Genomic DNA, 23,260 nt, shown 5'->3' with positions numbered 1-23,260 from the left:
GTATCACGAAATGTCCGGTCCACTGGGCTTCGCGCACAGTAGCTTATCACGATGTATACAGACAGTTGACTTAGTGATTTGGTATGTTAAAATGACTTTTCCATGACCATCCTATGAATAAACGGTAGTATTGTCCCTCTGTATCGTCCCATCTCTAATTTATGTGCCTTTTAGCCAGCTCTATGTAGCTTCGTTTAGACACGAACAGTATGCCGAAGCCGGACATTGAAGTCCTTGACGACGGCGAAGCATATCCCTATTCGTCGCATATCAGCGTAGACGGTACTGAACTCCAGCTTGGTGATCTTCTCCTGATGTTTGATCCTCCCGACGACAATGCTGTCAACTTCTTTGAACGTGTCTACGGTTTCACTTGGCCGGGTATTATCACCCACGTCATCGATGGACCGGTTCCTGCTGAGTTCCACAACTATGAAGAGTTCGCTAAAGATCTCGAAAGCGGGAAGCTCGCAGTCGCCAGCAAACGTGAACAAACACGCTTCTTCGTCGACGATGATACCGTCCGTACGATCACCCTCTATCGATACCAGTACCAAGGTGGTCGGCAGCCGATCCTTGTCGATGAGCGACGACATCCCCTTGAGGATACTCTCTTCAGCGAATCAATCACTCTCTGCGAGGATGGAGAGCAGGTGGTTGAAGAACTACTCGGCGCGAGCTCTTCTGAGGGGAAGCAGGGGGTTGAGCATATTCGTGAATTTCTGCAATCTGCTGGCTATCAGCGAGGCTCCACACCTAACTCGGACGGCTCTCCAGATTGATCCGCTTGAAAGACTCGGTCTCGCCAACCTTGCGCTCTAGAAGCGAGGCGAGATTGTCGTTCGCGGTAGAGAATATGATCTGTCGGTCTCCTCGGACCGCAAGCTCAATCACGAGATTGAAAAATGACAGCGTATTGAGTTCGTCTAAGTGCGCGAACGGCTCGTCTAGTAGCATCAGCGGTGGCGCAGAGTCGTGAGCGAGATTATTCGTGACGAAGATTGCCAGCACGAGCGCCGTCCGCTGGCCGGAACTCATTTCATCGATTCCTGCCACTTTCTCACCTTCTCGCCGGATGACTTGGAGTTCCTCGTTGTCGTCGGTAAGTTCTACGCGCTTGAACTCGTAGGGTCGCTGGAACACTTTGAACAGTGTCGTGACAATCTCTGTGTACTCTCCGAGCACCTCGTCGAGACTTTCCTCAACACCTTCGAACGTCCCTCTGAGGTGATCGCGGGCCTCTTCCAGCTGCTCTATATGATCTTTCAGACGGTCGATCTCGTCCGTCTTTGTGTCGATTTCGGTCGACAACTTCGAGGCAGGCTTCGACACGGCCCCATCCGCTGCCTCTTCAACTGCGAACTTGAGCATCCGACGGTCGGAATCGACCGCGAGACTGGTGTCGAGCAGCTCTTCCGGCCACTGATCATCTAGTACGTCGAGTCCCCGCTGAACGGCTGACAGTCGGTCCTCGTAGTCGTCGATTTGTCGCCATACCTCTGTGCTGGGATCGAATTCACATATCTTTGAGGTCTGCTCTTCGATGTCGCCCTCGATCTTCTCCATCATCGTCGATAGCACTGCATCGGCTGACCGATTGTGAACAGTCTGACTCTGTCCTAGCCTGGCGACCCCCGCCACCATCTCAAGAGTCACATCGGAGGACAGAAACTCCTCCTTACCGTCCGCCACGAGACCGAACAGCTGCGAAATGTCGTCGAGGCCACACAGGTTGTCGTCATACCGACGAATGTCATCGTCGATAGCCCTCAGGTCGGAATTCTCGATTACCTCCAGTGCCTGCTCAATATTCTCTAGCGACTCGATGAGATTCTCCGGAACGCCGCCCGCGTCGTGTGTGTGCTCGGGCTCCTTGCGTGTCCGGATGTCCTCGGCAGACTGTTCGACGTAACAGGCTGGGCAGTGTTGAACGTCTTCGTCGTTGGTGATCTTGAGGTACTCTTCCGTATCCGAACGGATCTGTTCACGGAGTTCTTGCCGACGTTCCTCCAGATCACCGAGTTCAGCCAGTCGGTTTCGAGTCTCCTCTAAGTCTTCGTGTCGTTCGCGCAATGCCGCTTCGACAGCCGCGTACCAAGACTCGGCAGACTGTACCGACTCGATCTCGTCGACCTTGAGATTTGCTTCCCCGATTCCCCGGACGAGTCGACGTACGTCTTGGCGCCCGATTCCGTTGGCGACGAAGAGGAGTCCCGTGAAGAACGTCGAGAACGGCAGTTCTGTCATCGTTTCAGACCTGACGTGTTTCGAAACTTCGAAGACCCGGCGATGTTCGTCTTTCAGCTCCCGAAGATCCTTGAGGTCTCTCTTGCCCTGCTCAAGGATGTCAATCTCGTTGTGAAGCTCCGACCGCAGGTCGCGGGCAGTTTCCCAGGTCAAGTCTGATATCGTGGCGTCAAGTGCCATCTCAAGTCGTCCGAACCGTCGCATCCAGTCTCGCCACCGTGAGATCTGTTCATGTGGCGGCTCCTCGTCTTTCCATTCTTCTCCGTCTCTCGAATCGTCGTTCTCCACGAGCGCAGATGCAGCCGGCGAAAGGTCACGTCGGGCGCTTCCGAGCGTTGAGAGTGCTTCTTTCACCTTGTTTCGTCGATCTATGAGCTCCTCTCGATCCGATTTGAACTTCTCGATATTCTCTTTTGCATCTTTGACCTTTCCATCAAGCAGGTCTAGAAGTTTGTCCTTCTCTTTCGTGGCGTACGCGAGGTCTTCGCCGTAGAGAAAGTTCTTGAATACCCGCTCGATCTCCAAGTCGGTCGATGGTTCAAGCAGTCGTGTCGTCTCGCCGGCCTCGTGGTAGTTGACCCGGTAGAACTCGACGTGCCGTCTCGCTCGCCCCTGCGGCCGGAATCCGAACCAGTCGGCAATTCTGTCGTTGATCGACTTCGAGTCCGTAGGCAGCGGTTCGTCATCGCCCTCCAGTGTGACACCCAGACCGTCGTAGGAGTAGACACGGTCGTCGTCACGTCGGGTCTGGCCGACGAGTCCCATCGTGATCCCGTCGAGGATACTCGTCTTTCCGGTCCCGTTACGGCCGTACAGGAGTGTGAACTGTGACGTGTCGAGGTGCCTTCTGGATGCGCCCTTTCGGAAGTCTCCTAGTTCGACAGTTTCGACGGCTGGTGGGCGGTCATTGGTCGTCGGCGACGACCGGCCGCGAGCGCCACCGGAATCATCTACATCTATCTCCAGTAGTCGGTTTAACTTCTGGTCGCGGTTGCTACTCTGATCGAACAGGAATCCCAAACCGTTACCTGTTACCCGCTCGACAAGCGTGTCGCGCCCGAACTCGGCATTTACTTCGGACAGCGTCTTGCGGCTGCGTTCCAACGGGCGGAGGAACTGCCCTAGCGACTCGCGAGGAACACACCGCCGGATTGCGAACTTCGTCTCTTTTTCGAGTTCGCGACGAATCTTGTCGTCTGGCTCACTCTCGTCTTCGTAAGCCCAAAATAGCTGAATATTCCACTGGTTCGGCGTGTCGTCGTCGTAGAACTCCAGTTCGAGCTGTCGGGTGTCGGTCTCCAGTAGCGCCTCCCAGTCGTGATCGCTACTCCCCAGCAGCCGGACGAAAAACACCTCATCATCGAACCCCTTTTCGCGAGTCCGTTCTATCCGGTACAGCGAGTCCGTGCTCTCAGCACGTTTTGGCTCGCCATCGCTGTCTTTCGTTGGGTGGACTGGGGTTACTTCTCCAATCTCTCCCAGCTCCGCAGGGACATCGGTCATCGATTCACCTCTACAAATTCGACCTGCGAACCATTCGCAGTGACGTCTTCTGGTTCAACTTTGCCATTTGTCACGTCCTCTAGTCCGTCTATTCCTTTCAGTTGAGTTTCAGTGGCCGATACCATCAAAACAAGCGGTTTGAAACTCCTCTTCTCTTGACTAATTCTTAACTTAGCGATGTCAGTGAGACGTTGTCGGCGTGCCCCAGCTGTCGGATCGTCAAGTCGCGAGAGCGAAATATCGACGCCACGTTCACCGTTGTCGGTGGCATTAATCGGGATATCTAATGGTCCACATTGGTCTGCTGGATCAATGGAACGATCATATCCGTTGCTGGCTGCTTGGAACGTCTCAATGAGTCGTTTCGAGTTCTTTTCCACACTGTTGCCGCGGCGGTGTTCGTGAACCGCGAACGAGTGCCCCAGTTCCTCATCTCTGTTCCCCCGGAGATTCTTGAGTGCCGCCAGCGGCACGTCCCATCTTGTATCGAGACCGTCCATCTCGTCTACTTCGAGGCGCCAAAGTGTGACCGCAGTGACTAGCTCCGCGTCACGAGGCTTGTCGGGAAGTCGACTCTGCCTTTCCACACGCCTGCAGTTTGAGCACATTTGGCAGTCGCAGTCATCGCAAACCCCACATCCGCATTCGTTTATCCCTTCCGGCGATTTGTCATACGTGGAATCGCCCCAGACACGTGTACTTAGGATCTGTGGTTCCGGTCTAAGTCCCTGTGCCGGGGCGGGACCATTCCCCTTGCGTCGCACACGCAGTCTACTCACCCCGTCGTCGACCAGTGTCCAGACGTACTCAGCGCAATAAGACGGGCTCACACCCTGTAGGCCACTGTTGTTGTATGTACTGTTGTAGTTCTCGAGGGATGACCATTTTCTCGCCTTCGTGTACACGCCAGAGTACCCCCACAGTACATCCTCTCCGCTCACTCCAGGGATAGCACCCCAGTTGGCACAAACGTACGTCACGTCATTCCTATTACTGAAGATGCGTGAGCGGAAGTCAGTCCACTCGGAGTGAAACGGCTTCGGGTTACACTGTGGGTGAACGACGACGTTCCCTCTCCGGGCGTAGGTGACAACTTGATCCTGGAGGTCCTCGTCCAGTAGGTCCGAACAAGTCCAGACGACGATTCCGGTTCCGCTTGATGGCCCGATATGGTGTATCTGGTCGCCCGTCGCGAGGTTGTCGGCTTCGTTCGGGTTCGCCCCCTCACTCATCGGGTGGGTCTTATATTGGATCACGACTGTCGGCTTGTCGATGTCGGCCAGTGCGTCCGCTCGCAGCGGGACGATTGTCGGGGTGACGAATTCTTTGTTGTGGTCGTTTGGGACGTCTTCCCCGATCACGCGGAAGTCTTCGCGGAGGTCCGTAACTGTCTCTTGCATCGTTTCGATCTCCACCGGGCGACAGCCGAGGACGAACAATGGGCTCTCGTCGGCGAACAGTTCGTCGTGCTCGCACACCCACTCCACGCTGTAACTCCACTCGGGGGCAACCGCGAGGTCGGAGTCGCCAGCCAGACTTAGGAACGACTCCGCCCTCTGTTTTGCCCCCTTTGGTCTGGGTAGCGACCGGATGTTTTCGACGACTGTCCCGGGCTGCCACAGCACAATGTCTTTCTCGCGGTTGTCCTCAAATATCGAATACCCACTCCTCCGGAATCCCCCGGCAACCCTGTCGACCGAATAAATTTTCTCGCCGTCCGGCATTCAACGGTGGATTTGGAACCGGCGAACTTAAAAAGTCCGTACAACCGTTGCCGGATCGTTGTCTCCGCCAGCCTTGAAAGATGACTGCTTCCGAGTACTGTCCCTCCTCTCGTATCACCGCGGATGCCGCCACGCTTTCATGAATTGTCTCGCTAAAAGTGAAGTGGGGCGAACCTCTTGTTGGATTGTATTCGATGCACAAAACGCTTCTAACTGGTCCCCAACATTCACGTTTGGAACAAGCTGCTTTTGAACGGGCGGACCAGGTGGCTGATGACATTCTTGGTTCAGTTCTATATATTACCCGGAATGACGCTCGTAGGAGTGAAGTTGAGGACAATTGGGCCGCGTCGCACGATCCGCTCCGTCTTCGTGCCGAAACGCTCGATGCGGTCGTTCGAGAGTGGTACGAGGATCTCCTGGGCCCGGTCCAACCACTCTCCGGGCAGTTGAATCGCCGGCTGGCGGAGTACGCGCTCGATAGAACGACAGCCGATACAGATGGGGCTCTCGTCGGCGAACCCGCCTCGGCTGCTCTCGCCGATTCGTTCAGTAGCCGTTTCTCACTCTTCGATGACGCCGGTGTCGGGACTGCCGACGCACTGGCGGCGGAGTTCGAGGGCTCACCCCTCGATGACCGTATCGCGACAGCTACCGTCGACGCGTACCGCTACTACCAGGACCTCAATGCTGACTACATTGATGAGTGGGTCTGTACCCGGGGAGAGATGTTCGCTGCAGTCGCGACGACAGAGAAGCCACTCTCAGCCCTCTCTCCGGAACTGGACGTCGTGGTCCTATCGGGGTATCATGAATTCCGTCCTGTCGAACGCCGCCTCATCGAACGCATCGTCGACGAACTCCCGGTGATTGCGCTGCTGCCACTCCACCAGGATGGTCGGGGCGGAGTCGACACTGTTGCGGAGGACGCCTTGGAAGTCTACGAAGCACTTGACTTTGAGAGAGTGGATATTGAGCCCGTCAACGAGTCCGGGCGGGCCTTCGGTACGATCACCGAGTCACTCTACCGCCCGGATCCCGCCACCGTCTCTGTTCCAGACGGTCTCCGGTGGCGGGAACTCCCGACGCCCGAGCGCGAGATTCGCTTCGTCGCTCGCGAGCTACGGACTGAGTTGGCTAATGGTCGCGATCCCGACGACCTGGCTGTCGTTGTCCCAGGGACGGAGGCCTATTCGGGGTACGTCGAGGACACGTTCGATACGTTCGACATTCCCCACGTCACGACAGCCGCATCACAGCTGAACCAGACGTTTACCGGGAGCGTCGTTCACGATCTGCTGAATCTGGCCGAACCTGATCCGCGTGCTGAGGATCTCACATCCTTGTTGGCGAATCCGCTGGTCGACATCGTCGACACCGACCAGGCCAACGCCGTCACGGCAGCTGCTCGTCGGCGCGACACCGTTTCTGTGTCGCCCCTGCTCGACGACGTCGACGGCGAGGTCACGTCACTGGTGGAAGAGCTGCTGGCCACGCTGGAGACCCTCCGAACGGGCGACGTCGAGGACGCAACCGAGATTCTCCGACGGCTGATTGACGACCGCTTCGACTTGGAGGCGGCGACGGAGGACTACGCCAGCGGCGCCGAGCAAGCCGTCGAACAGCGAGCCTACGACATCGTGGACGAGGTTCTCTCCTCGTTCGAGTCGCTGGCGGCGGTCAATAGTGATCTCTCTCCGCTGGCACTGTTCACCCGTGCGTTCGACGGCGTGCCGATCCGGGTTCCGCAGCGTGCTGCTGGCGGCCACGTCGAAGTGATGGGGTTGCTCGACGCCCGGATGCGGTCGTTCGAGAAGGTGTTCCTCGTGGGCCTGACGAGCGAGCACTTCCCGGTGACGCCGGAACGCCCGGCCTTCTTCGAGGAGATGACCGACGCCCACCCACGGTTCGACACTGGCGACGAGCGCCTCCGTGGCCGCTATCTCTTCGCGACGCTCCTCGCGAACGTCGACGAGCTCACGATCACCACACCGGAGACAGGCGACGACGAATCAGCCGTCGTGCGGTCGCCGGTCCTCGACGAACTCCAGCGCGTGACTGGCATCGACCCCGAAGACGGCGTCGACGACCGCGTGGGCTCCCGCGAAGATCTCCAGCGGCGCGTCGCTACGACGGACGACCGGCGTGGGGCAGTCAGCCGCGCCGGCGACCGAGGTGACCTCTCCCCCGAGCAGACCAAGCGTACAGATCGTGGACTCCACTGTGCGGACAACAGGGGAACGGCTAGCCTCTCCGAACACGATGGCGTGTTAGAACCCGAGACAGTCGATGAGGTATACCCTTCGTCAGAACGGGAACCCTACAGCGCGAGTCGAATCGAGCGATATGTCGAGTGTGGGTTCAAGTTCTACGCCGACAAGGTACTCGGAATCGAGGACCCCGACGACGTCGAAGTTGTCCCCACGCCCCTCGAAACCGGGTCGTATGTCCACGATGTCCTCGAACGATTCTTCGCGGATCTGCAGGACGAGACTGAGGATGGTGTCGATCTCGCTGCGTTCGACCGGGACGACCTGGCGACGCACCTTCGCGAGATCGCTGTCGAGGAACTCCGGGATACTGACTTTGAGTACGACGGCCTGTTCTACGAACGGTGGAAAGCGGAGTTGTTCGCGGGCCTCACTGACGATGAGACCGCCCCGTACGATGCCGGGAGCAAACCCCACGACGCACCGGAACAAGGATTGTTCGCTACCTTCCTCAACAACGAACTCTCACGGGATGGCGCCGGCCGCCCACACCTGTTCGAAGCCCCGTTCGGCGAGGGACTTCCCGACTCGGATGCTGGGCCGTTCACGGTTGTGCGACCGGACGGCTCGACTGTCTCGATTCGTGGGTACATCGACCGCGTTGACGTGAGCCGTGACGGTGAGCAACCGACGCTCACGCTGTACGACTACAAGACTGGTCGAGCACCGTATATGACGAAGACGACCGGCGGCACGAAGTTCCAGCTCCCCATTTATTTACTCGCTGCCGCCGAGATTGTCGACGGTGACCTATTCGAGCAGGGCTCGCTCTCAGCGACGTACTACCAGGTGCGACCCCCCAACGACCTCAAGGTTCCACGCGGGGTCGAGTCGAAGTTTGATTCAGAGGTCGACCTTCGTCGCTTCCTGAATGACGTCGTTCCGGAGTGGCTGGGACAGATCGACGAGGCAATCGCCAACGGACGGTTCCATACGACGCTCTTGTCGGCCCGTGGTGCGAACTGCCGATACTGTGACTACCGACGGGCGTGCGATGTCCGCCACCACCGCAAGCGGGAGTTCGTCGACGAGGTTCACGAGGACGATGGTGCGTACGTCCCGCTCCGTGTTCGCGACGACGAGGACATCGAGGCGGTGATGAGCGATGACTGAGGACCCCGAGGAGATTCAGCTCACGGAGGAACAGGAGGACGCGCTCGTCCAAGGCCGGAACGTCGCGATCACTGCCGGCGCCGGGACGGGGAAGACGACAACACTCACCGAGCGCTACGTGACGATCCTGGCCGAAAACCCATCGCTCACGCCGGAGAACATCGTCACGATCACCTTCACGCGAAAGGCGGCTGCCGAACTGACCGAGCGCGTTCGGGAAGAGGTGTACGACCGGCTCGAGGCTGTCGACTCACCAGAGGCCTACAACCGCTGGCGAAACGTCCTTGACGACCTGGAGGACGGCTACGTCCACACAATTCACGCGTTCTGTACGCGACTCTTGCGAGAACGGGCCGTCGAGGCTCCGGTCCCGCTCGGCTTCGACGTGCTCGATGAAGACGGCGCCGCGACACTCCAGCGCGAAGTCGTGACGGAGTTCCTCGAACGCAATCAGGACGATGACGATGTTGCGCTCCTTGCCCAGCTCTGGGGTCGCGACCAGTTGGTCGATGTACTCGCTGGATTACTCGATGAGCGCCCCCAGAGCGAGTCCGTTCTCGAGGCGTGGCGTGACGCCGACGTCGACGACTACGTCGATATCTGCTGGGAGGTCGTCTGCGATCTCGACGTTGCCGACGCTCGACAGACGCTGTATGCGGAGGGACTCCTTGAACAGCTACGCACGGTCGCGGACCGCGTCGACCGCGAGGGCGCTATCGACGACGGGGACGGCCTTCGGGCCTACCGGACCCTCACCGAGGTCGCGACGACACTCCCTGACAATTCCCAGGAAAGCGATCCCCGCGACTGTCAGCGGGCAATCCTCGAGCTATACGAGGCCTGTGAGAAGAAGAACGGCGGCCTGTACAGCAGTTCGGGGTACGTCGTCGGTGACCGGGACGATTGGGGTGAGTACGGTGACGTCTACGACGATCTCAAGGACGCCATCGACGCGGTCATCGCGGCCGTCGAACCACACGCGGATGCAGTCGAGACGACGCCGGGGGAACTGGAAGCGAATAGCGCTCACTACGCGCTCGCCCTGATGCGAGTCTTCGACGATGTCCTCGCAGCCTACACTGCCGAGAAGGACCGCCGCGATACGCTGGACTTTCCTGACGTGATCGAGACGACGCTCGAGTTCTTGGGAGCTAATGATGCCGTCACAGAGCGGCTACGAGAGCAGTTCGCGGCCGTGATGGTCGACGAGTTCCAGGACACGGACCCGCGCCAGTGGGAGTTAGTCAAACTCCTCACGGGCGTCGACGAGGGGACGGCGTCGAACGTCTTCCTGGTCGGCGATGAGAAACAGAGTATCTACGGGTTCCGTGGCGCCGATGTGACGACGTTTGGGGATGCACGCAGAGAACTCCAGACCGTCAACGAAGCCCGTGCTGTCGACGACGTCCCCGACAGCGAGGCCGAGAGTCCGACCGCACTCGAACTCTCCGGGAACTTCCGGACACTGGACGAGCCGCTATCGTTCCTGAACGAGCTCTTCGAGTACCTGTTCCAGCCGGAAGGGGATACGCACGAACCGTACGAAGCACCACCGCAGGAGTTGACCACGCAGCGCGACCGTGTCGAAGACATCGAGGGACTGACCGGGAGCGTCGAGTATCTCGCTGTCCCCGACGACGCTGACACGGCGGCAGAGCTCTTTGGCGACGACCACCCGGTCGCCGAAGGCGCACTCGACCACACCATCGAGGCCGAGGCACAAGCGCTCGCTGCTCGACTGACCCACCTGTTCGACGATCCGCCGCAAGTCCAAGACCCCGACACGGGCGTTCATCGGTCCGCTACGCCGGACGACACGGCAATCCTCCTTCGCCGGCGAACACATCTGGACCGGTATCAGCGCGCGCTTGAGGAGTGCGACATCCCCTATACTGTCGTCGGTGGCATCGGGTTCTACGATACGCCTGAGGTCCAGGCGCTCACGAACCTGCTTCGAGTACTCGGTGATCCACAGGACGATGTCTCCCTCTATGGGGTGCTTCGGTCGCCGCTGTTCGGATTCGCGGATGATCGCCTCGCGCCGGCGGTCGCAGAGGCCGATTCAGTATGGGACGCGCTCGCCGAGACAGACGATCCACAGCTCGCGGACGCTTTTGACCTCCTCACTACGTGGCGGATCCTCAGCGGCTGTGCGACGCCGTCCGAAAATGGTGTGCTCCCGTGGAACCGCCTGTTGTCTCGGGTGATCGACGACACCGGGTATCTGGCGAGTGTGAGTGCTGACGAACGCGGTCGACAGGCCGTCGCGAACGTTGAGAAGTTTCGCGACCAGGTCCGCACGTGGAGCGAGAGTGGGGTCCACACAGCTGCTGGACTGCTCCATCGGATCGACCGCCAAGCCGAGATCGACCCTCGTGAGGGGGAGGCAGATATTCCGGGTGACGCTGAAGGGGTCCGAATTATGACGATTCATTCTGCGAAGGGACTCGAGTTCCCGATCGTTACCATCCCTGATCTCGGGAGTAGTCTCAACTTCGGTCGCTCCGTGGATGACCACGGGTACGTTCGACTCGTGGACGGAACTGATGACGCACCGCCGGTGCCGGCGGTCGGTGGACCGAATCCGGGCGATGCGTTCTCGATCGAGAAGACGGCTGTCCACGAGTACGCCGACCGACAGTCCCGTCCACAGGAGAGGGCGGAGTCGAAACGGCTCCTCTACGTTGCGTGTACACGAACACGGGATCACCTCCTTCTTTGCGGCACACACGACATCGATGTCGATGAATCCGGTGCAATCGAACTCGGCGAGTCTGCTGCCTTTGACGATGCGGACCGGTGGCGCGACTGGTTACAGCCAGCCATCCTCGATAGAGCACTCGTCGTCGAGGCGATTCGAGATGGACAGGCCCGTGGCGAGATGGATGGGGCCAGTTATACCGTTCGCATGCCGCCACGTCCAGTAGATTGGCATACCGACGACGAGGCTGTTGATCCAGCACCGGAAATATCGATTCCGTCACCGCCGTCGCTAGCGCCGGCGAAACGGATCGCGGCCACGACGCTCGTGAATGCGGCGGCAGACGCGTCTACAGACGGTCACAGCTACTCTCAACGTGAGGAGTCGGCGGGCCTGAGCCCTACGACGTTCGGGACGGTCGTCCACCGGATCAACGAACTCCGACCGCCGAGAGATGAGTGGACCACTCTGATCCGCCGTTTGAGTCAGATGACCGGTGAGGAGCCGACAGAAGCAGACCTCCGTGATGCTGTCAACCACGCTGCTGATGCAGTCAAATTCGTGGATCACGTAGAGGCCGATGCCCAGCTCCAAGCGGTCTACGACGAGTACTCAGTTGTAGCTCGAATTGAGGAGTCGCGGATTGTCGGTGATATCGACCGGCTGCTCGTTACACCGGATGCCTTCCACATTATTGACTACAAGACCAACGACCTCTCAGCTACGACATCGGATGAGCTCGCGGCACACTATCGACCGCAGATGCTCGCATACGCTCTCGCACTACTTCAACATGACCGGAATCGTGACGTACGAGCTTCACTCCGGTTTACTGACGAGGGGATAGAGGAACGGTTCCATTGGGAGCCGGATCAGATGGCGGAAATAGAATCTGAACTTCGACTGATGATGGACTTTGTCAAGTAGTTATACGGCTATTCGACAATCAGCTGTCCGCAGAATGGTTTGTAGCCACGGCTGATTCTCAATTCAACCTGTTTATCTTCTCTGTCAGATACTCTTGGAGATCGCTGACTGTTTCTTCTGAGACCGCTGAGGCCCCGAAGTCACTTCGATATCCGTGCTTGAGTTCGTCGCTTTCCAGGATCTTCAGTCCCCGCTCAAGTTGCTCCCGTAGTGCATCGTCGTCCCCTCGCAGCAGGTGAGGCGTGACAGCGTTGAGGTCGATTTCTTCTGCCACTGCTAGGACGTCCCGAAGGTCTGTTTCGCGGCCGCTGTGGAGCTTTGCCGCCACGAGAACAGCCCCATCGATGACTCTAGCCGTCGTCGTTACTGTGCCTCCGCTCACCTCCTGTTGGTGGCTGTGATTGTACAAGTAGTCGAACGACCACTGCGCCTCGGTCTGGCGGCACCCGAGTCCGTTTACCAAGAGATCGAAGCCGATCGGCTGTTGCGGCGTGAGCCGCTTCTCGTGCTCGATCACTTCGGTGTCGTAGAACCACTCCTTTGCGTGGCTGTCCGTTTCCTTGAAGCCCCGCTGTTCGAGGAACTCGACGAAGTTAGCCTTGGAGTTCGGCGCGACGACAATATCGAGGTCCGTTGAGAAGCGAGCATTGAATGCTGAGACTGCGTAGCCACCGACGAGAACGTACTCGTGGCCCTCTTGGGTGAGCTTTTCGAGTAGTTCGATGAGTGCGTCACTTCGGTTATTGAAGCTCATGGCTGTGCCCGTTTAGTCTCTCGATATGTGACGCCGAGGTCGAGGTCCTCGTACATCCGGTTGATCATCGCCAGCGCCGATTGGAACTGGGCGTAGTTCTCGCGCATATACTCGATCGTCTCTGCTCTCGGGACCACCGGGTACCCCTCGACGTGCTCGATTTCGAGTGACGCGCGTGGTTCGAGAACGATCTGCAGCGGTCCGTCCAACTCGTCTCGGGGCTCTCGCTCGAATGCGATGGGGAGGTTGAACGATTCGAAAAATGTCTCCCAGGCGTCGACGTCCTGCTCACGAACAGCGAGGAACAATGGATAGTCATCCGGATTCCGTCCAACTTGGTAGCCCCCTTGGGTCCACACGTAGACGGCGTCGATCCGCGTGAATGCGAACGGCCAGTCGCCGAATTGTGGAATGACGTAGGCTTCTTCGATGGTGGGTGGACTGACGCCGGCGCTGGCAGCGACGAGCTCTCGTGCTGCGTCTCTCACGCGGTCATCGGCGACTGAGAGGCCGTCATCATAGCGGACGTAGCCTACGTCTTCCAGCCGATTGACGGCCTGTCGTACCGTCTCGTACGGCGTGTGGAGGTGTTGGGCGACACGGCGGATGGAGTCACCACTATCGATGGCGAGGATAGTCTGTGCTGCCGTATCGTCGAGTACCTCATACATCTGTTGGTTACCAATAATCTGGTAATAGTTAAAAGTCTTACTAGACTGGCCGTAAAGCACGATCTTTCCACTTATCTCGAAGGTAGCCCTGATCCCGCTGAAAATACGCGGAACGAGTTTAATGAATTCAACGAGCAAAACGAACAGAACGAGAAAAATGAATGGATTGAACGAATTCTGAGGAACGAACTGGTTGAGGATAGGCTGGACGGCTCATACTTGATGAAGAGAACGAAAGAAACGAACGTAACGAATAGAACGAATAGGTTGATAGCAACGAGTGTGTTTGCCTCAATGAACAAAACGAACAGTTGGTTTTAACATCGTAGTAATCCTCTCACCGAGCGAAACGGCCTCATCGAACGCACTGAACTAAACGACAAAAACGAACGAAACGAATACAACGAGAGAAACGAAGAATATGACCGACACCAACACCGCACGAATCACGGTGGCGAATCAGAAGGGAGGCGCGGGGAAAACAACCGATGTCATTCATACTGGCGGCGCACTCTCTGCCCGAGACCACGATGTCCTCCTGGTCGATATCGACTATCACGGTGGGCTCACCTGCTCGCTTGGCTACAACGATCTGTACTACGATACCGACCGCACAACGCTGTTCGACGTCCTCGACTTCGACCAGATGGAATCGGTTAACGATATCATCGTCGAGCACGAGGAATTTGACATCCTCCCTGCGAGCGAAAAGCTCGCGAACAACAAGAACATCCAGACGTTGCTTGAGGCGCCGAAGAGTCGAGAACGACTGGGGATGACTCTCGACGAACTCGATAGGGACTACGACTACATTATCATCGACACACCGCCATCCCTGAACGTCCTAACCGACAACGCCCTGGTCGCGACCGGCAACGTTGTCATCCCCGTCATTCCCGAGAAGCTCAACGCCAACAGCCTCCAGATTTTCGCGAAGCAGCTAAGCTCTCTGGAGCCGGCATATGGTGGCATCAACCGTCTCGCGATTGTCTGCAACCGTGTGGAGCAGAATGCAGAGCACAATGACACCATCAAGGAGATCAAATCGGCATACTCGCTCCCCCTCTTCGAGATCCCGAAGCGAACTGATCTCTCTCAGTCGATTGGCGAAGGTGTGTCCGTCTTTGGCTTCGGGAAGGAGAACAAGCGCGTCGAGGACGCTCGTGAGCTCTTCAACGAGATCGCCGACCTGTTCGACGAGACGTTCGAAAAGACCGCACCTGAGGAGGTGGAAGCATGAGCGACGGCTGGGGTGATGCTTCCGGCATCGAGGGCAACTACGAAGAGGAGGACGATGAGGTCGATTCCGGCGAAACGAGTGAGGTGAGTGAAACGGTGGAAACTAGTTCATCGACCGAAACGACCGAATCGACTTCAACGAGTGAAACGAACGAAACGAGCAAAACGAAGACGAATATCAAGGACGAGTGGAACGGGCGGACGATCTACATTCCCGACGATGTCCTCGACGAGATGGAGGATATCTATCTCGAGTCCCAGCTGAAGCTCCGCAAGGCGGGTCAGGACGAATTTAAGAAGAACCGCCACTTCTACCCCCTACTCGTGCAGTTCGGTATCGAGGCCCTCTCTGAGGCGGATGCTGAGGAAATTCAGGCTCGGCTTTCGGAACTCGGCGGGGAGTGATGCCGCGCAGAATGAGGCGTCTACGAGGACGCCGTCGCCGAAGACTATCTCTGGTGGCTCGCCGACGCGGCTACCGGCGACGTCTTCGAGGAACGGCTGTCCGACACCTGTAGCGCCCCCGTCTCGATCGGGTTCGCCGGCGACGAGCGAGAACTTCTCGAAGAGTTGCGACAGGTGGTGTTCGAGCGACTCAACCGAGACTACGATCGGCTCGTCGCGTACCACGCGGAGTCGTGGAAGGGCGGGTTCGACCTGCCTTCGTCCGCACGCGGTGCATCAGGCGAGGCGTCGACTGGGTGTTCGACGGCGTGCTGTTCGCCGACCTGTGAGAGTCCGTGAAGAAGCGGCTCAACACAACGCACACCGCGTACGGCGCCTCGGACGACGCCAACTCGCTGACGGGCGCGTACGCCCTCCTGTTCAACCGCAAGACGGACTGTCGGGGCTCTTAATGGATGTGGAGGGATTGCTTGGTATCGCGACCGGCCGTACGACCCCTTCGAGGACTCCGGCAGTGCGGCGGCCCGCTACTGCGAGGGCGATCTCTTCCCCGTCTTGGAGCGCAACCTCGCGGACGTCCACCGGACGTGGGAGCTGGGCGAACTCGTCCGCCAATTCGTCACCTCGAAAGACGTCATCGAGAAGAAACTCTAACTCCACATACTAATCAAGACAGTACCTAAAATCGCAAGTCGCCGTTCAGGTCACATATAATAGTAATAGTGGGTCTCTAGGTTGATGTCGTCCGCGTTCGGTTCGGCGAGAATCTCGCTCACGGAATTCGCGATTCCGATAGTGACGGGGAGTCGCTTGCAGAAATCCGAACTGTTCCAGTCCAGTTTGGTGAACGTAAGTATCTCACGGCAGATTCGCCGGTAATCGCCGCTGAAGTACTCCTCGTGAGGTCTGACGACGATGGGGGTGGGCACGCCCGGCCCGTTGTACACGGACTGCTCTGGTACGTATCCGGTGGTGTAGAGGTACCCCTCGCTCCGGTCAGGAGGGAGGGCGAGCGTCCCCCGCAACGGCGGATTGTCACCTTCCGGAAAGAGACGGAGTGGGTGATGGTTTCTGATGGTGACGAATTCCTTCACGTTCACATCGGCGGCACCGTCATTGAACCCCTCACTCTCCTCCGGCCAGAAGTTGGACGACTTGTGAAGGACGAGCCGATTCGGTTGTGAGTCGCGATAGTCGCCGTACTTCTCAAGGATGCTTTCAACCAACCGCTTGGCGTCTGCGTACGAGAGGTGAGTCTGCGCTTCGTCGCTAGCGATGTCTTGCACGGGGTCGCCGCGAATGACGAAGTTCTCTCCGCCCTCTATGAAGACCTGTGCGATCGATGCCCTGACGTCTGGGTCGGTGCCCCGCTCTCTGTAGAACGAGATGCCGGCGTAACACTGCTGGCTGTCGAAACTCGCCGTCTTCCAAGGCCTGCCCTCGCGGGCTTTGTAGAGCATCCCGACGGCGATGTTCCACGCGAACTCAGAGCGGTGCTGTACGTCAGAACCCCCGCGCAGCGCCTTCGGCGACATCAACTGCGTGGGTGTACCAACTTCCATCCCCGCGAGCTTGATCTGACTCCGGAAATCGCTGTTCTTGGTTTGAATCCGGTCGGTATCCGTATTCGGGTCGGCACAGAGTTCCACGAAACGCTCGGGTATGGCAACGAACGTGATGTCGGGAGGGGGCGTTTGTGACCCAAGCCCGGCGATTTGGTGTTTCAGGTGTCTTATGGCGGGTTGGACGCGTTCTTCTCGGTCGGGTATCTCGGCAATCGTGTCCATATCCTTCTGACGGATCCGCCCCTTCCACTTTTCGTGCGTCTGGTAGTCGAACTGGAGGCGCGAGTCGACTCCGAGTCCCGGGAATGGTTGTCGCCATCGCTTCCGATTAGAATTGTTCGGAATGCCGGTTCGCATCTTCCGGAGCAGTTCCTCCATCATCGAGATCGACCGACTGTCCCCGACAATCCCGACGTTCACGACCTCCTCCTCTGTATTCGCCCGAGGGCGGGGGCCGTACTTCAGAAGCCCTCCGCGGGGATCCTTCGCCGTTTCACCATCGGCGAACAGCAATTCGGTTTCCCTTATCCGGCGGAGGTCAAAGTCGCTCATCGTTCCACCACGGCTTCTCCAGCCATCAGTGCGTCCCGTTCCTCGGTGTTCTTCGGTGGCCGCTCTCGGAGGTGAATGTCAACTGCGTCCTCGAAGGTCATCCGCTGCCCTTCCGTTCCTGGGATGCTCGCGTGACCACCCCGTCCTTCGTCGAGACCGAGATAGTCTCGCCACTGTCTGAACTGGCTTTTTTGATTGGGGTTCCGAGACAGTGAGTTCTTGTTCAGTTGATTGTGAAGCTCGTCGGCACGGTCGCCACTGATGAACGAGTCGCCACGCCCACGCTCGGTGAACAACCACCCTGTCTCAACGAAGACATAGTATTGGTCGCCATACTGCTTCACCACGGGCGTCCCGTACCGGTGTGCGTAGGCAGTACCCCAGTCCTTCAGGGCGACGTATCCCTTGAACTCCTGATTAGCCCCCGATTCGTCCTCCTCTGAGGGTATTAGAGTTCCTGACAACTCCTGTTGCCTGGTCTCATCGGAATTTTGGTCGATTTCTCTATCCCTCTGAATGATGAGCTTGTGTTGGCCACGGTGGCGAATGCCGACGCAGCGGTCGTGGCGGCGAACACCGCGCCACAGCACTTGCCGATTCAACAGGGCGATAACTCGGCGGTTGTGTTGGTCGCCGGTCTGACTCATCCACTCCGTAAAGTCGTGACGCTCCGCCGTGTCCGTGTTCACGAACTTCACGAGTGAATCGGGCATTTCTCCAGGTGGTATCAGGCTGTACATTTGACCACTCTGGAACCAGATTGGAAGATAACGCGGGTTTTGATCATACACGTCATGGTACTCGGGGGCCAGACTCCGCAGTGTCCAGATCTCGTTGGGTAGACCGACGATTCGGACGAAGTTCGGAGTGGGATTCCCGCGCTCCTTTACAGGTTCGTTCTCACGAGTGTAGAAGTCCCACTTCTTGTCTCCACGATTCTGTGACTCGCGATCTTCAATGAGTTCGCCGAGTCGCTCATATCCCGCTTTTTTGATGCTTACCTGCTCCAGAAACCGCCAGAAGTCTCGAAATTCGAGTGACTCGAATTGGTCTGCTTCCGCTTCGTTTAGATCGTGTCTATCATCCAACTCCTCGTAGTATGTCCGCACCTCTTCTTCTTTCCTGATTCGGTCGTGGAAGATGTCTTTCCACCGCGACTGACTGGCGTAGTCGTCGGCGAATACCATGAATTCGAACTCTGGCCTCTCAGAGCGCGCAAAGTCAATGAACTGACGGGCTAGTTCGTCGATGAAACCGTCGTCGAACAGAGAGAGTTTGGTGTTCTTGGTCTCGACGCGGAACTTCTTGTCCTCTGCGTGAGCCGGTCGGGACAAGACAATATCAGATGTGCCCGCATAGCTGTCACCAACCTCCAAATATTCGCCAGCTTCGAGGTAGTCCCGAACCCGGCGCCGATACATCTCCGCTTTGTGGTGACTGGACTCTTGTTCCCCCTCAAGGTTCTCGAACGTCACTAACGCTGCTTACCGCGGCCCAGTGCAAAAAATGTCGGGTGCAGCGAACAATCGCTCCCGTAGCGGATAAGACGGAGGCGTGTTAACGAGCAATCAGAAGTCCCGCGATGCCCGACTCTCTCAATCTGGACGATGTGGCCGCACTGTTGTTCGACGAGCGGCGTTACAACAGCGACATCCGGCCTAAGGCCTTTCACAAGATCCTCTACTTTGCAAAGCAAGAGTTAGAAAGAGAACGTGTTGATGAAACCATCAACACGTACTGGTATATGTGGGGTGCGGTGGTTGCGACGTCTGATTCGTCTCTCGAAATCACAGAGGGGACTGGCGGGCAACGGGTGGTCTGTGAGACGGAGGTTTCCGACATTGATGCCTCTCGTACCACTATTCAGCGCGCCCGACGAGCGATCTCCAACACACTAGATCGCTACTATGACTGCGGCATCGAGGGATTAACCGACGAGATGTACGACGAGGCGCCGTACGATGTTCAACGCCACTTCCGGGTACTGGACAAGCAGCTCGACGCGGCTGGCGACTCCAAACAGATGACGCTCACCCTCGACCGAAACGAAAAGCGTACCCGGGAAACGCTCCACAAATTTATCCAGAGCTTCCCGATTGACGACTTTCCGCAGTACGAAGACGATCTTCACATCTGGTACCGGTTGATGAGTGCTGAGTTGGACTCGAAGGACTATGACCCTCAGACCGCAGAGACGCTTGCGAAGTCATTTTGGCGACTGTACTGTCTTGAACTCGCGTGTAGAGAGGACAACCTCTCGCGGTCGGAGATCGCCGAAGAACGAGGTGTCGACAGTGTCGAGAGCGCGAAGGAAGAAATTCGAGAGCGACTCCGCCGGAAGGAGCGCGAGAAGGCGAGACGGAACTCGAAGGATACTCGGGTCGCCAAGGAGGCAGCCGACGCCTTCGTCGCGCCATTCATCGACAACGACCTACTCCAGCACTAATGGCTCGGTACTTTCTTGACACCGGCGTTCTCGTTGGCCTGACGTTCCTACACGACCTGTGGCACGACGACGCCGAACGACTCTACGATACCGATAACGGCCTCTACACGAGCCGAGCAGTCGTTTACGAGTACTGCAACAACAGCAACTCAAGCAGACTTGAGGACACGGTCGTGGACTGGGACACGGATGCCGGTCTCTTCGGCGCGACCCTAGCGAAGGTTCGCGCCGCCCAGATGAATCTCAACTTCCGGATGGATGGCTACGATGAGGACGAGCTGGATATTGAAACGCTTGTTGAGGCATTCCTCGAGGAGACGGATGTGATGGGTAGCATCAAGCCAGAAAGGTTGATCGAAGAACACATCGAACCCAACATCCGAAACGAGTTGGAGGATACACTCGCTGACGAAGAGGTCACTCCCGCGTCGGGCAGACGTGCTTTGGACAGCCTGTGTGACACGGTGATAAACAAAGCCCATGAGACGAGGCAAGAACTTCAGAACCGGGTTACACAGGGACCGTCCGGATCCCTCAGTAAGTCGGAGCGCAGGCAGCGTCTTGGATTCGTGGACGGGTACATGGACAAGGTAATCCTATCCGACGCTGCGCATCAGAGCGACCGAAATCTCGTCAATACGGTGGTAACCGCAGACAAATCAGACATGTACGGGCACCACGAACGGATCAGTGCTGAGTTAGGAATCCAAGTCGTCTACATCAAAGACGAGTTCGCCGATCCCTCGTGGCCAGTCGATGAATGAGTGCAGTTGTAGATGCCAAAGTCCTCCTCCGCGAACAGGCGTGGGACGATCACCTTCTATCACCACCATGTATGACTCACAATACTCCAGTCCGAGGTGGCCCTGACTCCAAACAAAAGCCTCCAACTGAGGTTTATAACTACCTGATGTGTTGGCTCGCTTGGTGTGACATTTTGCGTTGCCGGTATTGACTAACCGGTACTCCGGACAACCTGTCCTTCAGCGTCTGATTTGTAGAAATCTGTACCGCGAAGGTCTGCTGGTTGCAAGAGACGAGATATTGTATAGCGACATATGATATACAAACTCTTTTAGTGCAGGATTCCGGTTCTAGGAGACTCCAGCTTCCCGAATTCTCCCGATAGGCTGAATATACCAATTGGTCCTGATTACTCCAATAATCACGACCACTTTGAAGTACCTTCCCGCCCTTGGTGAAGCACGAAAACTGGAAACGGCTCAGAACGGTGCTTTCCCGGGGTTGAGCCGCCGAGACCAGTGTTCGAGGTTGCGCTGGTCTCATCCGGACACGATCGAGGAACTGGTGGGACACATAGTTTCGATATAGATCGAATCGCCCCAATCTATATGTAGATTGGGCGTGAAGAGTCACGCATGACAGAAGACGAATCGGGCTCCGAGCGCTTGATGAACCGCCAGACCACGGGAGAAGACCGTGTGCGGATGGTCGCCAGGCAGTTGTCGGAACCACAGACGGCAAACTGGATCGCCTCCGAAGCGGGCTGGTCACACGAACCGACCAAACGGGTCCTCGAACGGCTCGTCGACGATGGCATTCTCCACCGTGACGAAAGCGGTACTCACACGACGTACTACCCTGATTATCGCCGCCAGGCGATGCAAGAGGCGATGCGTCTTCGAGATAGTGGACACACAGTCGAAGAACTCACGGACCGTCTTGCTGATATAAAGACGCAAATCCGAGACTGGGAAGACGAATTTGACGTTGAGTCGCCGAATCGACTTCGCGGGACGCTCGCTGACGAGTCTCTGGACGCTGACGAGGAAGATCGCCGCCGTAAGATTGCCCGTGAGTGGGAGCACCTGCAGCGTCGTATTCAGATTGTTGGCTTCGCTATCCGCGAATGGGACTTTCTCGCTCCAACGACAGAGCCCACCGAGGCCTAACCGATGTCTGTGCCGCATCCAGGTGGTGATCCGAACGCGAACCTCTATGCTCAGCTGAAGCGGGATGTCCTTGACCGTGTCCCACAGATTGCTGCGGTCGAGTTCGTTCCGGATGATATCGAGGCCAAGCAGCTGCGAGCGATTTTCGAGCCGACGCGCCTGGATCCTCCAACAGGCCCCGATTCGCCGAAACTAACGGTCAAGTGGTATCGACAAGATCCACACGATTGGTTCCGTATCAACTACACCGATCCAAACACGGGCTTTCACGCCGGTTGGCACCAAGATGAGGACCACCCCGATCTCGGACGAGTACATTTCCAGTACTCTGTCGGGGATGAGGAAGACCGATGGGGTATCACGTTCGACCATGAGACTCCATCGTTGATTCTCTGGGAGATCGTCGAAGGACTCCTTGACGACGTCCGTCCGACCTATCAGTACTCACCAGACGAACCGCAGCGATAGTAAGCACGAATGCTGTAACCCTCTCATCAGTCCGAAGGCTGCCCGTGCTGCGCGAAGGTTCGGGAAAAACTGTCGGAACTCGGCGTCTCCTACGTCGCCCACAATCCGCATCTCCCGGGTGACGAAGGTGGCGACGTGACAAACGAGGTCACCTACGAGGAACTCACAGCGGCTGGGTAAGACCAGATCCCGTACCTCGTCGATACAGACCGCGGTACCACGCTGTACGAGAGTGACTTCGAGAAAGGTGAAGCAGACGGAAGTGTGGCACCATTAGAACTCATTGCTGCTGCGATTACTGGTTGGAAAAGGTGACTGATTGGAATTGATTGTTTCTATAGACCCCAATACAAATGACTTAGACTAGCGAACCTTACGATATGCCCGAAGAATTCGAGGATGTTGTCGAACACGTGAAGGCCCATGCCGGAGAGGCGTTGGAAGCCATTGTCGTTTACGACGAGACGCGTCATCGTGATATCTACCGACGTGAGGATATCGACGCACTCCACGATTCGGACTTAGAAAAGGAGGTGCTCGAAGACGTGCGTGCGGATCGTAGGCAACGTGAAAGCGCGGAGGCCAGCAAGCACGAGGGTGAACACCGCGCGAGTGCCCATGTCTTCGACGAACGGGTGATTTTGCACCTCCCGCGCGATGGAGAGACTGGCACAATTCTCATTCTAGATACCACCGCTGCTCGTAACCTTACCGAATTCGTCGCGGACATCCGTAGCGACATTTACGACGAGTGAGGTGCTC

General features: G+C 57.5%; 17 protein-coding genes and 1 pseudogene. 11 read left to right on the top strand and 7 right to left on the bottom strand.

Translation table 11 applies throughout. The features are described from left to right. Positions 1 to 209 precede the first annotated feature (209 nt). Entirely contained in the window at positions 210 to 782 is a 573-nt protein-coding gene (locus tag BN2694_RS11745; RefSeq protein ID WP_135665716.1) for a hypothetical protein, read from the top strand. On the opposite strand, the gene BN2694_RS11740 is transcribed toward BN2694_RS11745, so the two are convergent. Together BN2694_RS11740 and BN2694_RS11735 are read right to left on the bottom strand one after the other, a co-directional pair. Next, positions 757 to 3,750 (bottom strand): AAA family ATPase, encoded by a 2,994-nt coding sequence (locus tag BN2694_RS11740; RefSeq protein WP_135665714.1) that lies wholly within the window; start codon positions 3,748 to 3,750, stop codon positions 757 to 759. The genes BN2694_RS11745 and BN2694_RS11740 overlap by 26 nt on opposite strands. Further along, positions 3,747 to 5,474: a hypothetical protein gene (locus tag BN2694_RS11735; RefSeq protein ID WP_135665712.1), complete on the bottom strand. Its 1,728-nt coding sequence runs from the start codon at positions 5,472 to 5,474 to the stop codon at positions 3,747 to 3,749. The genes BN2694_RS11740 and BN2694_RS11735 overlap by 4 nt, the downstream gene beginning before the upstream one ends. Before the next feature lie 194 nt (positions 5,475 to 5,668). On the opposite strand from BN2694_RS11735, the gene BN2694_RS11730 reads away from it, so the two are divergent. Together BN2694_RS11730 and BN2694_RS11725 are read left to right on the top strand one after the other, a co-directional pair. Beyond that, positions 5,669 to 8,857 carry a PD-(D/E)XK nuclease family protein gene (locus BN2694_RS11730; protein ID WP_394346586.1) on the top strand — a complete coding sequence of 1,063 codons (3,189 nt, stop codon included), beginning with the start codon at positions 5,669 to 5,671 and terminating at the stop codon, positions 8,855 to 8,857. Continuing rightward, on the top strand, positions 8,850 to 12,485 hold the full coding sequence (locus BN2694_RS11725) for a UvrD-helicase domain-containing protein (RefSeq protein WP_135665710.1): 3,636 nt from the start codon (positions 8,850 to 8,852) through the stop codon (positions 12,483 to 12,485). The genes BN2694_RS11730 and BN2694_RS11725 overlap by 8 nt, the downstream gene beginning before the upstream one ends. A gap of 58 nt (positions 12,486 to 12,543) precedes the next feature. Here the strand turns inward: BN2694_RS11725 and BN2694_RS11720 are convergent, their stop codons facing one another. Together BN2694_RS11720 and BN2694_RS11715 are read right to left on the bottom strand one after the other, a co-directional pair. Continuing rightward, positions 12,544 to 13,239: a hypothetical protein gene (locus BN2694_RS11720; protein ID WP_135665709.1), complete on the bottom strand. Its 696-nt coding sequence runs from the start codon at positions 13,237 to 13,239 to the stop codon at positions 12,544 to 12,546. Beyond that, positions 13,236 to 13,910: an RNA polymerase subunit sigma-70 gene (locus BN2694_RS11715; protein ID WP_135665707.1), complete on the bottom strand. Its 675-nt coding sequence runs from the start codon at positions 13,908 to 13,910 to the stop codon at positions 13,236 to 13,238. The genes BN2694_RS11720 and BN2694_RS11715 overlap by 4 nt, the downstream gene beginning before the upstream one ends. Positions 13,911 to 14,331: 421 nt before the next feature. Here BN2694_RS11715 and BN2694_RS11710 point away from each other — a divergent pair, with 421 nt between their 5' ends. Beyond that, positions 14,332 to 15,150 carry a ParA family protein gene (locus tag BN2694_RS11710; protein ID WP_135665704.1) on the top strand — a complete coding sequence of 273 codons (819 nt, stop codon included), beginning with the start codon at positions 14,332 to 14,334 and terminating at the stop codon, positions 15,148 to 15,150. Further along, entirely contained in the window at positions 15,147 to 15,554 is a 408-nt protein-coding gene (locus tag BN2694_RS11705; protein WP_135665702.1) for a hypothetical protein, read from the top strand. Before BN2694_RS11710 ends, BN2694_RS11705 begins: the two co-directional genes overlap by 4 nt. On the opposite strand, the gene BN2694_RS11700 is transcribed toward BN2694_RS11705, so the two are convergent. From BN2694_RS11700 to BN2694_RS11690, 3 genes are all read right to left on the bottom strand, one after another. Further along, on the bottom strand, positions 15,468 to 15,779 hold the full coding sequence (locus BN2694_RS11700; RefSeq protein ID WP_135665700.1) for a hypothetical protein: 312 nt from the start codon (positions 15,777 to 15,779) through the stop codon (positions 15,468 to 15,470). The genes BN2694_RS11705 and BN2694_RS11700 overlap by 87 nt on opposite strands. Before the next feature lie 479 nt (positions 15,780 to 16,258). After that, positions 16,259 to 17,671, bottom strand: coding sequence for an argonaute/piwi family protein (locus tag BN2694_RS11695; protein ID WP_135665698.1), 1,413 nt, complete (start codon positions 17,669 to 17,671; stop codon positions 16,259 to 16,261). Beyond that, positions 17,668 to 19,146 carry a hypothetical protein gene (locus tag BN2694_RS11690; protein WP_135665695.1) on the bottom strand — a complete coding sequence of 493 codons (1,479 nt, stop codon included), beginning with the start codon at positions 19,144 to 19,146 and terminating at the stop codon, positions 17,668 to 17,670. The genes BN2694_RS11695 and BN2694_RS11690 overlap by 4 nt, the downstream gene beginning before the upstream one ends. Positions 19,147 to 19,253: 107 nt before the next feature. On the opposite strand from BN2694_RS11690, the gene BN2694_RS11685 reads away from it, so the two are divergent. From BN2694_RS11685 to BN2694_RS11655, 6 genes and pseudogenes are all read left to right on the top strand, one after another. Beyond that, entirely contained in the window at positions 19,254 to 20,117 is an 864-nt protein-coding gene (locus BN2694_RS11685; RefSeq protein ID WP_135665693.1) for a hypothetical protein, read from the top strand. Next, positions 20,117 to 20,881, top strand: coding sequence for a hypothetical protein (locus BN2694_RS11680; protein ID WP_135665691.1), 765 nt, complete (start codon positions 20,117 to 20,119; stop codon positions 20,879 to 20,881). The genes BN2694_RS11685 and BN2694_RS11680 overlap by 1 nt, the downstream gene beginning before the upstream one ends. 615 nt (positions 20,882 to 21,496) lie before the next feature. Next, positions 21,497 to 22,030 carry a DUF7342 family protein gene (locus BN2694_RS11670; protein ID WP_135665687.1) on the top strand — a complete coding sequence of 178 codons (534 nt, stop codon included), beginning with the start codon at positions 21,497 to 21,499 and terminating at the stop codon, positions 22,028 to 22,030. Between the two features lie 3 nt (positions 22,031 to 22,033). After that, entirely contained in the window at positions 22,034 to 22,498 is a 465-nt protein-coding gene (locus BN2694_RS11665) for a hypothetical protein (RefSeq protein WP_135665685.1), read from the top strand. A gap of 69 nt (positions 22,499 to 22,567) precedes the next feature. Then, positions 22,568 to 22,675: pseudogene (locus BN2694_RS18150) on the top strand (glutathione S-transferase N-terminal domain-containing protein); the annotation flags it as partial. A gap of 203 nt (positions 22,676 to 22,878) precedes the next feature. After that, positions 22,879 to 23,253, top strand: coding sequence for a hypothetical protein (locus BN2694_RS11655; protein WP_135665683.1), 375 nt, complete (start codon positions 22,879 to 22,881; stop codon positions 23,251 to 23,253). The last annotated feature ends 7 nt before the right edge of the window (positions 23,254 to 23,260 follow it).

Origin of the sequence: Halorhabdus rudnickae, assembly GCF_900880625.1 — an archaeon.
Lineage (GTDB): Archaea > Halobacteriota > Halobacteria > Halobacteriales > Haloarculaceae > Halorhabdus > Halorhabdus rudnickae.
Note: the sequence above shows the minus strand (reverse complement) of the source record. Positions and strands in the feature narration are given on the sequence as shown.

Excerpts from the sequence above, each read along its gene's own strand:
- BN2694_RS11745 (WP_135665716.1), top strand. The coding sequence starts at position 210 with ATGCCGAAGCCGGACATTGAAGTCCTTGACGACGGCGAAGCATATCCC.
- BN2694_RS11740 (WP_135665714.1), bottom strand. The coding sequence starts at position 3,750 with ATGACCGATGTCCCTGCGGAGCTGGGAGAGATTGGAGAAGTAACCCCA.
- BN2694_RS11735 (WP_135665712.1), bottom strand. The coding sequence starts at position 5,474 with ATGCCGGACGGCGAGAAAATTTATTCGGTCGACAGGGTTGCCGGGGGA.
- BN2694_RS11730 (WP_394346586.1), top strand. The coding sequence starts at position 5,669 with ATGCACAAAACGCTTCTAACTGGTCCCCAACATTCACGTTTGGAACAA.
- BN2694_RS11725 (WP_135665710.1), top strand. The coding sequence starts at position 8,850 with ATGACTGAGGACCCCGAGGAGATTCAGCTCACGGAGGAACAGGAGGAC.
- BN2694_RS11720 (WP_135665709.1), bottom strand. The coding sequence starts at position 13,239 with ATGAGCTTCAATAACCGAAGTGACGCACTCATCGAACTACTCGAAAAG.
- BN2694_RS11715 (WP_135665707.1), bottom strand. The coding sequence starts at position 13,910 with ATGTATGAGGTACTCGACGATACGGCAGCACAGACTATCCTCGCCATC.
- BN2694_RS11710 (WP_135665704.1), top strand. The coding sequence starts at position 14,332 with ATGACCGACACCAACACCGCACGAATCACGGTGGCGAATCAGAAGGGA.
- BN2694_RS11705 (WP_135665702.1), top strand. The coding sequence starts at position 15,147 with ATGAGCGACGGCTGGGGTGATGCTTCCGGCATCGAGGGCAACTACGAA.
- BN2694_RS11695 (WP_135665698.1), bottom strand. The coding sequence starts at position 17,671 with ATGAGCGACTTTGACCTCCGCCGGATAAGGGAAACCGAATTGCTGTTC.
- BN2694_RS11685 (WP_135665693.1), top strand. The coding sequence starts at position 19,254 with ATGCCCGACTCTCTCAATCTGGACGATGTGGCCGCACTGTTGTTCGAC.
- BN2694_RS11680 (WP_135665691.1), top strand. The coding sequence starts at position 20,117 with ATGGCTCGGTACTTTCTTGACACCGGCGTTCTCGTTGGCCTGACGTTC.
- BN2694_RS11670 (WP_135665687.1), top strand. The coding sequence starts at position 21,497 with ATGACAGAAGACGAATCGGGCTCCGAGCGCTTGATGAACCGCCAGACC.
- BN2694_RS11665 (WP_135665685.1), top strand. The coding sequence starts at position 22,034 with ATGTCTGTGCCGCATCCAGGTGGTGATCCGAACGCGAACCTCTATGCT.
- BN2694_RS11655 (WP_135665683.1), top strand. The coding sequence starts at position 22,879 with ATGCCCGAAGAATTCGAGGATGTTGTCGAACACGTGAAGGCCCATGCC.